Consider the following 11,246-nt stretch of genomic DNA (forward strand, 5'->3'; position numbering starts at 1 on the left):
TGCATTGATCTGAATCAATCTGCGACAAATTCGTTATACAAATAAAGCCGTTGAATAAAGGTCATGAAGCGGATACTTTGCTTATCCCCATTAATGTGATTTTGGTTCGAAGCCTCAGGAGGGGCGGGCGATCAAATGAGCGATAATCTTAATCCTTGCGTAACCTGTGGCGCGTGCTGCGCCTATTTTCGTGTCTCTTTCTACTGGGCTGAAGCCAATGATGGCGGCGGCCGCGTGCCAGCAGAACTGACCGAACCCATCACCCCTTTTCTGCGCGCAATGGCCGGCACGAATAATAAAACACCGCGATGTAGCTCATTACAGGGAGAGATTGGCGGTTGTGTCTCATGCGCTATTTATGAGCAGCGCCCGACACCCTGTCGGGAATTTCAGATGGCAGGTGAAAATGGTGAGCCTAATGATGCTTGCGACCGCGCGCGGGCAAAATACGGATTACCGCCGCTTTTTCATCCAGTAATCGCTGCATTTACCGAAAGTTATGTAAGTCAGGGTGCCAGCTTACTGCCAGACCATGTACAATCGCCGGGTAGTTAAACCCGGTAATTCACTAAAGGAGTGTACATGTCTATCACGGCGGGATCGCTATACCGTGACACGGGAAATTTCCTGCGCCATCAAATGATTACTATCTTACTGATGGCGCTGCTGACCTCATTTATTACGCTTATCATTGGTCACGCACTGACGCCTGATGCCGATCAAATGTCGATATTAAGCGAAGGTGACAGCGGCAGCGCTTCGACGCTGTTTGAAATGGTGCAAAACATGACGCCCGAACAGCAACAGGTGTTACTGCGCGCTTCTGCCGCCGGCACCTTTGCGTCACTGGTCGGTAATGTATTGCTGTTAGGTGGAATGCTATGTCTGATCCCGATGGTCTCCGCCGGGCAACGGGTTAGCGCCCTGCGCGCTATCGGCGCTTCCGCACCAATGCTGCCACGCTTGCTGCTGCTCACCTTTCTGGTCACGCTGGTGGTTCAGTTGGGCTTCATGGTGCTGGTGGTGCCGGGTGTGCTGCTGGCGATTGTGCTGGCGCTGTCGCCGGTAATACTGGCGACGGAAAAGAGCGGCGTTTTTGCTTCAATGCGCACCAGCGTACGCATGGTCTGGGGCCAGATGAAACTGGTGGCACCCGCGATCATCTTCTGGCTACTGGCTAAAATTCTGCTGATGTTGCTGGCTACGTCGTTTACCGTATTGCCCGCCAATGTTGCTTCGGTGGTATTTAACGCAATCAGCAATCTGGTTTCAGCGATATTAATAATTTATTTGTATCGACTGTATATGCTGTTACGTTAAACAGTAAGGCATGCCCGTAACGGGCATGCCGGACTCTGAACAATGCCCCGTCAGTGATTTGGAAACCTTTATGAAGCAGTTACTCGATTTTCTCCCGCTGGTTGTATTCTTTGTCTTTTACAAGCTTTACGACATTTTTGTCGCCTCAGGCGCGCTGATTGTCGCCACCGGTCTGGCGCTGGTCATTAGCTGGGTGCTCTATCGCAAGCTGGAAAAAATGACCATTTTCACCTTTGTGCTGGTTGCCGTTTTTGGCACCCTGACGCTGGTTTTCCACAACGATGAGTTTATTAAGTGGAAAGTCACCGTGATTTATGGACTGTTTGCCATCGCCCTGCTGTTCAGCCAGTTCTGGATGAAAAAACCGCTAATCCAGACCATGTTAGGTAAAGAGATTCAGTTACCTGAGCATGCATGGCGCAAACTGAATATCGCCTGGGCACTGTTCTTCCTCGCCTGTGGCCTGGCGAATATTTACGTCGCCTTTTGGCTGTCGCAGGCGTTTTGGGTTAATTTCAAAGTGTTCGGCCTGACCGGGTTGACGCTGATATTTACCCTGGTCAGCGGTGTCTATATCTACCGCCTGATGCCACAGGAACAAAAGTAATCATTATTGCCCGGCAGCTCTGCCGGGCATTTTGCCTGTCTGGCACATTTAATAAGAAGTGAAGCAATGGACGATAAACAGAAGTCACCGCAGGGTGAAGTAGTGCTGCGTACGCTGGCCATGCCTGCCGATACCAATGCCAACGGCGATATTTTTGGTGGCTGGCTGATGTCGCAAATGGATATGGGCGGTGCGATTCTGGCAAAAGAGATTGCCGAGGGTCGTGTGGTGACGGTGCGGGTTGACGGAATGACCTTCTTAAAACCGGTAGCAGTCGGTGATGTGGTGTGTTGCTATGCACGCTGTATGCGTACCGGCAGCAGCTCAATTACCATTAACGTGGAAGTCTGGGTAAAGAAAGTCTCTTCTGAGCCGATTGGCCAGCGCTATCGCGCAACCGAAGCGGTGTTTATCTATGTTGCCGTCGATCCTGAAGGCAAATCTCGCCCGCTGCCCGACGGTAAAAGCAATCTTAATCACGACAGCCAACCATAATAATCAGGGCGGCGCGTTCCGCCCTGTTATCAGAGACTGCCCGGACTATTCGATACTGGCCCCGCCATTGATGCGGAAGACAATACTCATGGTGATATTGTTGCCTGGCTTACCGGCTTCATAACGCCACTTCTTCATCGCCTGCTTCACTTCACGTTCAAACATATTGCGCGGCTCCGCAGAGAGAATACGCACGTTACCGACCTGGCCGCTGCTGTCGACATCAAACTGTACCCGTACCTTACCCTCTACGCGTAACGCAAAAGCACGCGCCGGATAAGCCGGCTTACCAACATTCAGCGCGCGCGGACCGTCAGACACCGTTTTCGCCGCCGGCGCATTTGACAGTTTCGGCGCGGTAGACGGTTTCGCGGCGACATTCTCAGGGATATCTTTCTGGAACGGGTTGGCTTCACGCGGCTGCGTTTTTGGCTTCACCTCTTTCTTCGGCTGCACCACATCTTTCTTCACCGGCTTTGGCTTGGGCTTCGGTTCCGGTTTAGGAATTGGCACCGGTTCCGGTTTTGGCGGTTCAGGAGCCGGTTCGGGTTCCGGCGCAGGTTCTGGTTCTGGCTCCGGTTCGGGCTGTGCCACCGGTGCAGGCGCAGGTTCTGGCTCTGGCTGCACTTCAGGGGCCACCATCGTCACGCTAATCGGTTGCGACGCTTTCGGTACTTCAACAACCTGGTGAAAAGAAGCATAAAGTAAACCGGCGATCACCGAGCCGTGCAGTGCGAGAGACAGTAGCAGTGGCAAAGGAGAACGTCGGGGCAATGTTGTAGTGAGCGTCGTCATAGTCATTCAGCTATTTTAATCAGGGGACAATAGTAAATGCAAATAGCAATCAGTTTCAACAAGCAGTCGGGTTAAACAGCGCAAAAGCGCCTAATCGCGTTAAACAACGACTGTCTGGATTCAGAAATAGCTGAGGTTAAGGGATTATTAAGCTGGATGACGTGATCACCAACAGCAAAAAGTCGGATACTGTAAATCGGATAACCTCAGCAGGGATATTATTGCAGTTTGCCTGATGGACTTAACTGTTATTACCGCAACGTTAAGTGACAAGGAGCGCAATGATATGGCCAATGATTTTCCCGCCGTCACATCCATAACCCCCTATTCGACAGCATCAGCTGCGACACTGACGGCCAGAAGCAACGCCGCCACGGCGTTGAGCAGGGTTACCGCTGTCTCGCAGAGCACCAACCAGTTAGCCTTAATACCGCCAACAACAACGCCGGAGGTGCAACCACACTATGATTCTCCGATCTATCACTTCGCACCATCGACACAACTGGTCGCGACCGATCTCCCCCGCGTCGCTGTACGTGAAGAAGTCATCATATGGTGTCAGAAAAACTGGCCGCTGAGCGTTTCAGAAACCAAGCTAAAACGTATTCATCAATTACTGAATGCACCGAATAAACCGGCAATGTTGGGTGCCCCGGAGCTGTTCAAGGCATTAAATATGCTCGATAACCGGGGACCAAGCCTCAGTCAGATTGAGTACACCTTTCATGAAGAGTACCAGGCAGCAGACCCGGCTATTATCCGCTGGATTACTCGTCATCAATGTCATATCGGCTCCGCAGAATTCAGATTATTGACGCTGCTTAAACGCCAGGACAAACCGGCTGATATTACTCCGGCCAAAATGCGGGCAGCACTGCTGGCGGTGAACGTCAGTTCCGCCTATGGCAGAAGTACCATCAACCTGGCCTTTCATGCTAATAAGATTGTGTTAAGCAGCGAAATGGAGGCATGGATTAATCAATACTGGCCCACCCGCTCCGATTTCTCATTACAGGATAAAGTTCATCTGTTGCGCGCGCAGCCAAATCCACCTGAAGATTTTGAAGCGGATACCGTTTATATCGCATTGTTCTACCGGCTGGGTGCCAAAGGACCGGGGCTGACCACCATCCGCCAACTGTTTAATGAGTCCGAAATCAGTAACGACTCACAACAACTTTTGTTGTTGAAAGATTGCTGGCAAAGCACTTCAGGTCTGGTCTCAGACCGGCTTCTGACGCTGTTACGCCAGCCTCATATGAAACAGTGGCGTAATACCAACAGTTTGTATCGGGCGATGAAGATACTGTATAGCTACAGTGCACCGCTAAAATATCAAATCAGAACTGCGGTTATCAGGGCCACCGGTAATGTCAGTGATGCACTGTTGGACTGGGTCGCCAGGCACTGGGTTTCCACACCGGAAATAAGTTTTGATATCACCATGAGAAGATTTGACGCCTTACTCAGGCAGCCGGGCATGCCGCAGCCGATCAGCGCCTTAATGCTGTATCACGCGCTACAGTTAGTGGGCGGCAATCCACCAGTCAAAAGCTACGCGATCGCAGCCTTTAATCACTACATAAAAAATAAGCCGGCGATCCTCAGCAATACCGACCCTCATTCCCTGATGCAACCTGTACCCCCGCTCGATCAGCAAATTACCCAGGCTTATCAGTTGCTGGTCGAGGTATGCGGCGAGGATATTCTTGAGCGGGCAGCAGAATATATTCGAGGCGAACCGGCCTTTCCCGAGTCATATAAACGCAACGCTGCTGCGGTCGGATGGCCAGATGCCGTTGTTAATAAACTGCGCAAGGTGATACCCGCAGCAGAGGGGCGCGCTCCAGGCACTGATTAGGAATGTGATTCTCAACAGTAAAAAAGCCGGATACTGTAAATTTCACCCTGACCACAGGGATATGATTAGGCTCTGCCTGAAGTGCTGCCCTGCCATTGCAGGGAAGCTAAGTTGCAAGGAGAGCAATGATATGGCGAATGATTTCACCGCTGTTCCGCCGCTATCGACACCCCGGACATCGCCTGCTTCAATGGCGCGCACCCAGCCTGCCTCCACGGTACTGAGTCAGGTGACCGGTGCATCACAAAGCCCCCGTCAGTTATCATCCTCGCCGTTGAACACACAATCACAGCATGACAGACCGATACAGCACAATGCCGCGCAACTGCAACATTTCAGGAAGAGTGATCGCTCCGCCGGAGAGGTACGCAAAGAAGTCATTACCTGGTGCGAAAAGTATTGGCCGCTGGCTCAGGGCGACACCAAAATAAAACGTATCCACCAGCTGTTGCGCACGCCAGGGAAACCGGAAAATCTTGACGCCACAGAACTGCGCAACGCGCTGGGTCAGATTGACAGTTGGATCCCAGGCTTGACCAGTATCAAGCATACTTTCGATGAATATCTCCAACAAGCCGATCCGCACATGGTTAACTGGATTAAGCATAATCCATGCCGTGTCGGCAATGCCGAGTTCAGATTATTAACGCTGCTTAAACGTGACGACAGGCCAGCCGGAATCACACCGAAAATGATGCGCGCAGCGCTACTGGAGCTGGACCTCAGCACTGCATTTGGCAGAAGTACCATCAGCCTGGCATTTAAAGCCAGTAAAATCGCGTTAAGTGACGAGATGAGGACATGGGTCTGTCGCCACTGGTCGCGTAACCCGGATATCTCTTTATCGCAAAAAATTCAACACTTGCAGGGACAACCCAATCCCCCTGCTGACTTTGATGCAGACACCGTTTATATCGCGCTGTTTCACCAACTGGGTGAGAATGGGCCGAAACTGAACACCGTCCGTCAGCTTTTTAATTCCACCGCAATCAGTGACGATGTCCAGCAACTTAGCCTGCTGGACCATCATTGGAGGCGTACCTTCGGTTTGACATCAGACCGGCTTATTACACTGTTAAGCCTGCCGCAAATGAAGCAGTGGCGCGATATCAACAACCTGCTCAGGGCGATGAAGCAACTCTATAGCCATGATGCACCGGTTAAACACCAAATCAGAACAGCGGTTATTCGCGTCACCGGTGGTGTCACCGACGCGCTGTTAAGTTGGGTCGCCAAACACTGGATGGCCTCATCAGAAGACAGTGTGGATGTAACAATGAGCAGAGTTGAAAAATTACTCACCCAGCCAGAGATGCCGCAACCGGTCAACGCCCTGATGCTGTACAGCGCGCTGCTGCTGGTAGGCAGCAATCCACCGGCCAAAAGTCACGTTTTTGAGGTTTTTAAACAGCACATGTTAGCTAAGGCTGCGGAAGCCCAGTTGCAGCTGGAAACTGCGCAGAATGCGCAGGTCGCGCAAACCTATCAGTTGCTGGTACATATGTACGGCGAAAATATTCTTGACCGGGCATCAGAACAGCTTTCCGACCCGACACGCGAGCAGCAATATAAGCGCAGCGATACGGCGGCGGGCCTGGCGCCTGCGGTGGTAAATAAGTTACGCAGAGTGATACCTGCGGCGGCCTCACGCCCCCCGGCAAAGAATGATCTGGATTAACCCGGGGTTATCTTTCAATTGCACATTGGCGAATGATGACTTACCGTGATCGCCGAATCTTAACGACCCGACGGGGGTTCTGAACGTGCTTTATGTAATTTACGCTGAAGATAATGCTGATTCTCTGGAAAAACGCACCGCCGTGCGCCCTGCTCATCTTGCCCGCCTGCAGTTATTGCAGGACGAGGGGCGTCTGATTATCGCCGGTCCAATGCCAGCAGTCGACAGCAACGATCCCGGCGTCGCAGGATTCACCGGGTCAACGGTGATTGCAGAGTTTCCCTCACTGGAAGCGGCACAGTCATGGGCAGAAGATGACCCGTATATTGCGGCGGGCGTTTACCGTCAGGTCGCAGTGAAACCGTTTAAACGCATCTTCTGATGACGTAAAATTGGGGCCAGCCACTGGCCCCAATCGATCACATATATTGCGAAATAAACAGTATTGAACGTCGCTGCTGCTGGTTAATCTGATGACGAAATGAGTGCATACGACCATAGCGACGGGACTGCCCTTCCAGCCAACGCGCCCTGCGACGCTGAACCTGGCGTATCATCCGCCAACGTGCTACTTCGTTTCTGCTTCGTCTCATTTTAGCTCATCCCGCTTATGGTCAACTGGCGATGCATTATAGACCTCGTTTCTGGCAGACCAAATCCGATGTGTTTACACAAAACAAAATAATTAGCATGAAATCGCTCCGCAACAGCTAAAAAGCCGGATACTGTAAATCTGACCGCGCCTGCAGGGATATGATGGCACTCAGCCTGAGGTGAGTTGTAAGGAGAGCCATGATATGGCAAACGATCTTTTCGCCATCCCCCCCTCATCGACATCTTCGACAGCCTCTGCTCAAGAGGTGGCAATATTCACTGCCCCTGAGATACTGAGTCGCGTCACCCGCGTATCGCAAAGCACCCGTCGGTTATCTGTATCGCAGCCAGCGGATGCACTGATGCAGAATTATCGACTACGAAATGGTCTGTTGACTCCGCCGGGCAGAACCAGCAGCACGGTGCGCGAAGAAGTCATCACGTGGTGCGAAAAATATTGGCCGCAAACGCAGGGAGATACCAAACTAAAACGTATTCATCAGCTACTGCAAATGCCGGAAAAGCCGCTAACGCTCAACGCCGCAGAGTTGCACCAGGCGTTAGGCCAGATCGATGCGTGGGGAGTCGGTTTATGCCAGATAGAATACGCCTTCACTGAAGTACAACAGCCCGCAGAACCCCATATCATCAGCTGGATTTATCAAAACCTGTGCCATGAAGGCCCTGCAGAGTTCAGATTATTAACGCTGCTCAAGCGTGAAGATACGCCAGAAGATCTTACTCCGGCAAAAGTGCGGGCAGCCCTGTTGGCCATGAGTATCAACGAGGCATACTCAAGGAATACCATCACGCTGGCATTTTACGCCAGCAGAATAGTATCAAGTAGCGAGGTGAACCGGTGGGTAGATATCCACTGGCCACGCAATGCAGAGCTCCAGTTACAGGAAAAAATCCGCCTGTTGCGGTCTCAGCCCAACGCACCAGCAGAGCTGAATGCAGATACGCTGTTTATTGCCTTGTATCATCTCCTCGGTATCAATGGACCCGGTTTGAGCTCCGTGCGGCGACTGCTCGAATTAACTGAAACCTTTAATGATTCAGAAACACTTAACCTGTTGAACAATTGCTGGCAGCGCACATCCGGTTTGGTACCAGATAGACTTATCGCATTGTTACGTGATCCTCTAATGCAAAGTTGGCGCGACAGCAGCAAACTGTATATGGCGATGAGAAAACTGTATGGCGGAAATGCTCCGCAAAAAAAACAGATCAGAATTGCCTTCATCAGGGTAAACAGTAACGTCAGCGACGCACTGTTGAAATGGGTCAGTTTGCACTGGTCGGTCTCAACGAAAAACAACTCGCAAGCAATAACGCGTAAAATTAATGCTTTAATCAGGCAGCCCGCGATGCCGCAACCGATAAGTGCCTCGATGCTGCACAGCGCGCTAGTGCTGCTGGACAACAATCCGCCAGCAAAAAGCTACATCGTTGAAGCATTCAGAGATTACAACAAGGATAAGTTAAAAGACGATCTCACCGCCCAAACAGAGGTGGCAGCTTCAGTGACATTGCAATATCTGCCCATCTATCCGCCTAATCAGCGGATCCTTGAATGGTTAAATCAGCCTGGTGCGCAAGATGACATTGCGTTACCAGAATCTGTCAATGCTCCTGTCGCCGCTCAGATGACTCCGGAAATCGTGCAGGATGAGCAAATCGCACAGCTTTATCAGCAAATGATAGCAAAGTGCGGTGAAGATATTCTTGATCGTGCATTGCAGCTCCCCACCCACGCTCCGCGCTGGCAGACAGACACCCGGCAGCGTAAACGCAGCGCGACGGTGGCCGACTTATCGCCAGCGGTAGCCGATAAGCTGCGCAGAGTGATAGCGACGCCGGTAAAATCGATTAAACGGTGATCAAACGGCGCTTTCGACCGACGATTGTTTATCAATCGTCGTTAAACTGTCAGCGTTTTTCCTGCTTAAACGCGGAAAAATGGGTAACAGGGTTTCGCCAACTGTCTTCTGCACGTAAACTGACTTAACCATGAGCGTGAACAGGATTTCCACTTAATGACAACTTTTTACACCCTAATCAGTTGGCTACTATTTTTTGGTTATTGGTTACTGATTGCCGGTGTGACATTACGCATTCTGATGAAGCGTCGGGCAGTGCCATCGGCAATGGCCTGGCTATTAATCATCTATATTATTCCGCTGGTCGGTATCATTGCTTATCTCTCCTTTGGCGAGTTACATCTGGGCAAACGGCGTGCCGAACGTGCGCGCACTATGTGGCCCTCAACGGCGCGCTGGCTTAACGATCTGAAGGCCTGCCACCATATTTTTGCCACTGAAAACAGTGATGTGGCGCGTTCGCTTTTCCAGCTGTGCGAAAAACGTCAGGGCATTGCCGGGGTGAAAGGCAATCAGCTTCAGCTGCTCACCAGCTCCGAAGACACCATGAAGGCGTTGATCCGCGATATCCAGCTGGCACGCCATAATATCGAGATGGTTTTCTATATCTGGCAGCCCGGCGGAATGGCAGATGAAGTCGCCGAATCGCTAATGGCGGCCTCAAGGCGTGGCGTACACTGCCGACTGCTGCTGGACTCTGCCGGGAGCGTGGCGTTTTTCCGCAGCCCATGGGCGGCGATGATGCGCAATGCTGGCATTGATGTAGTGGAAGCATTAAAAGTCAGCCTGTTACGTGTTTTCCTGCGCCGTATGGATTTACGTCAGCATCGTAAAGTGGTGCTGATCGATAACTATATTGCCTACACCGGCAGTATGAATCTGGTGGATCCGCGCTACTTTAAACAGGATGCCGGTGTTGGCCAGTGGGTCGATTTAATGGCACGTATGGAGGGCCCGGTGGCCACCACCCTGGGAATTATCTACTCCTGCGACTGGGAAATTGAGACCGGCAAACGTATTTTGCCGCCGCCGCCGGATAATAATGTGATGCCGTTTGAACAGGAGAGCGGCCACACCATTCAGGCAATTGCTTCCGGCCCTGGCTTCCCGGAGGATATGATCCATCAGGCGCTGCTAACCGCGGTTTATTCAGCGCGTTCACAGCTGATAATGACCACGCCCTATTTCGTGCCGAGCGATGATTTACTGCACGCAATATGCACCGCCGCGCAGCGTGGTGTTGATGTCAGTCTGATTGTTCCGCATCATAATGATTCGATGCTGGTCGGCTGGGCAAGCCGCGCATTCTTTGCCGAACTGCTTGATGCCGGTGTAAAAATTTATCAGTTCGAGGGCGGATTACTGCACACCAAAAGTATTCTGGTCGACGGACAACTTAGCCTGGTGGGCACGGTCAATCTGGATATGCGTAGCCTGTGGCTCAATTTCGAAATTACGCTGGTGATTGATGATGAAGGTTTTGGCGCTGATTTAGCCTGCGTGCAGGACGATTATATTGCGCGTTCACAACTGCTTGATGCCAAACGCTGGTCACGACGTGCTTACTGGCAACGAATCGTTGAACGACTGTTTTACTTCTTCAGTCCGTTGCTGTAAAACGAGCGAAATTGCAAAATGTCCGCAAAGCCAAGGGATTAATCATGGATTTAAATAACCGCCTTACCGAAGACGAAACGCTGGAACAGGCTTACGATATCTTTCTGGAACTGGCAGGCGATAACCTCGATCCAGCAGATATTATTATATTTAATCTGCAGTTTGAAGAACGTGGCGGCGCCGAACTGATGGACCCGGCAGAAGACTGGCAGGAGCATGTCGATTTCGACCTTAATCCTGACTTTTTCGCTGAAGTCGTCATTGGCCTCGGGGATGCCGACGGTGAGCCGATTAACGATATTTTTGCCCGCGTACTGCTGTGCCGGGAGAAAGATCATAAGCTGTGCCATATTTTATGGCGTGAATAAAAACGGGAGCCGAAAGCGGCTCCCCTGC

12 protein-coding genes are annotated in these 11,246 nt (G+C 51.5%); 10 read left to right on the top strand and 2 right to left on the bottom strand.

All coding sequences use genetic code 11. The annotated features are described in order from the left end of the window. Positions 1-135: 135 nt before the first annotated feature. From RIN69_RS12580 to yciA, 4 genes are all read left to right on the top strand, one after another. The gene (locus RIN69_RS12580) at positions 136-555 is read left to right on the top strand and encodes a YkgJ family cysteine cluster protein (protein WP_313852186.1); all 420 of its coding nucleotides are present in this window, start codon (positions 136-138) and stop codon (positions 553-555) included. A 27-nt stretch (positions 556-582) separates the two neighbouring features. Further along, a complete protein-coding gene (locus RIN69_RS12585) occupies positions 583-1,320 on the top strand; it encodes a YciC family protein (RefSeq protein ID WP_313852187.1) in 738 nt (245 codons plus the stop codon). A 70-nt stretch (positions 1,321-1,390) separates the two neighbouring features. Then, positions 1,391-1,927: a septation protein A gene (locus RIN69_RS12590; RefSeq protein ID WP_313852188.1), complete on the top strand. Its 537-nt coding sequence runs from the start codon at positions 1,391-1,393 to the stop codon at positions 1,925-1,927. Positions 1,928-1,993: 66 nt separating this feature from the next. After that, on the top strand, positions 1,994-2,422 hold the full coding sequence (gene yciA / locus RIN69_RS12595; RefSeq protein WP_313852189.1) for an acyl-CoA thioester hydrolase YciA: 429 nt from the start codon (positions 1,994-1,996) through the stop codon (positions 2,420-2,422). A gap of 45 nt (positions 2,423-2,467) precedes the next feature. On the opposite strand, the gene tonB is transcribed toward yciA, so the two are convergent. After that, on the bottom strand, positions 2,468-3,217 hold the full coding sequence (gene tonB, locus RIN69_RS12600; RefSeq protein ID WP_313852190.1) for a TonB system transport protein TonB: 750 nt from the start codon (positions 3,215-3,217) through the stop codon (positions 2,468-2,470). Positions 3,218-3,503: 286 nt separating this feature from the next. Here tonB and RIN69_RS12605 point away from each other — a divergent pair, with 286 nt between their 5' ends. The 3 genes from RIN69_RS12605 (at position 3,504) to RIN69_RS12615 (ending at position 7,138) form a co-directional block, all read left to right on the top strand. Beyond that, complete coding sequence (locus tag RIN69_RS12605) at positions 3,504-5,078, top strand: hypothetical protein (protein ID WP_313852191.1); 1,575 nt, start codon at positions 3,504-3,506, stop codon at positions 5,076-5,078. A 130-nt stretch (positions 5,079-5,208) separates the two neighbouring features. Beyond that, positions 5,209-6,756 carry a hypothetical protein gene (locus RIN69_RS12610; protein WP_313852192.1) on the top strand — a complete coding sequence of 516 codons (1,548 nt, stop codon included), beginning with the start codon at positions 5,209-5,211 and terminating at the stop codon, positions 6,754-6,756. Between the two features lie 85 nt (positions 6,757-6,841). Continuing rightward, on the top strand, positions 6,842-7,138 hold the full coding sequence (locus tag RIN69_RS12615) for a YciI family protein (RefSeq protein ID WP_313852193.1): 297 nt from the start codon (positions 6,842-6,844) through the stop codon (positions 7,136-7,138). Positions 7,139-7,175: 37 nt separating this feature from the next. On the opposite strand, the gene RIN69_RS12620 is transcribed toward RIN69_RS12615, so the two are convergent. Then, positions 7,176-7,349: a YciY family protein gene (locus tag RIN69_RS12620; protein ID WP_313852195.1), complete on the bottom strand. Its 174-nt coding sequence runs from the start codon at positions 7,347-7,349 to the stop codon at positions 7,176-7,178. 513 nt (positions 7,350-7,862) lie between these two features. On the opposite strand from RIN69_RS12620, the gene RIN69_RS12625 reads away from it, so the two are divergent. The 3 genes from RIN69_RS12625 (at position 7,863) to RIN69_RS12635 (ending at position 11,218) form a co-directional block, all read left to right on the top strand. After that, entirely contained in the window at positions 7,863-9,233 is a 1,371-nt protein-coding gene (locus RIN69_RS12625) for a hypothetical protein (protein WP_313852196.1), read from the top strand. A gap of 156 nt (positions 9,234-9,389) precedes the next feature. After that, positions 9,390-10,850, top strand: coding sequence for a cardiolipin synthase (gene cls, locus RIN69_RS12630; RefSeq protein ID WP_313852197.1), 1,461 nt, complete (start codon positions 9,390-9,392; stop codon positions 10,848-10,850). 44 nt (positions 10,851-10,894) lie between these two features. Beyond that, a complete protein-coding gene (locus RIN69_RS12635) occupies positions 10,895-11,218 on the top strand; it encodes an HI1450 family dsDNA-mimic protein (protein ID WP_313852198.1) in 324 nt (107 codons plus the stop codon). Positions 11,219-11,246: the final 28 nt, after the last annotated feature.

Origin of the sequence: Winslowiella toletana (genome assembly GCF_032164335.1) — a bacterium.
Taxonomy (GTDB): domain Bacteria; phylum Pseudomonadota; class Gammaproteobacteria; order Enterobacterales; family Enterobacteriaceae; genus Erwinia; species Erwinia toletana_A.

Excerpts from the sequence above, each read along its gene's own strand:
- RIN69_RS12610 (WP_313852192.1), top strand. The coding sequence starts at position 5,209 with ATGGCGAATGATTTCACCGCTGTTCCGCCGCTATCGACACCCCGGACA.
- tonB (WP_313852190.1), bottom strand. The coding sequence starts at position 3,217 with ATGACGACGCTCACTACAACATTGCCCCGACGTTCTCCTTTGCCACTG.
- cls (WP_313852197.1), top strand. The coding sequence starts at position 9,390 with ATGACAACTTTTTACACCCTAATCAGTTGGCTACTATTTTTTGGTTAT.
- yciA (WP_313852189.1), top strand. The coding sequence starts at position 1,994 with ATGGACGATAAACAGAAGTCACCGCAGGGTGAAGTAGTGCTGCGTACG.
- RIN69_RS12625 (WP_313852196.1), top strand. The coding sequence starts at position 7,863 with ATGCCGGAAAAGCCGCTAACGCTCAACGCCGCAGAGTTGCACCAGGCG.
- RIN69_RS12605 (WP_313852191.1), top strand. The coding sequence starts at position 3,504 with ATGGCCAATGATTTTCCCGCCGTCACATCCATAACCCCCTATTCGACA.
- RIN69_RS12590 (WP_313852188.1), top strand. The coding sequence starts at position 1,391 with ATGAAGCAGTTACTCGATTTTCTCCCGCTGGTTGTATTCTTTGTCTTT.
- RIN69_RS12620 (WP_313852195.1), bottom strand. The coding sequence starts at position 7,349 with ATGAGACGAAGCAGAAACGAAGTAGCACGTTGGCGGATGATACGCCAG.
- RIN69_RS12585 (WP_313852187.1), top strand. The coding sequence starts at position 583 with ATGTCTATCACGGCGGGATCGCTATACCGTGACACGGGAAATTTCCTG.
- RIN69_RS12580 (WP_313852186.1), top strand. The coding sequence starts at position 136 with ATGAGCGATAATCTTAATCCTTGCGTAACCTGTGGCGCGTGCTGCGCC.
- RIN69_RS12635 (WP_313852198.1), top strand. The coding sequence starts at position 10,895 with ATGGATTTAAATAACCGCCTTACCGAAGACGAAACGCTGGAACAGGCT.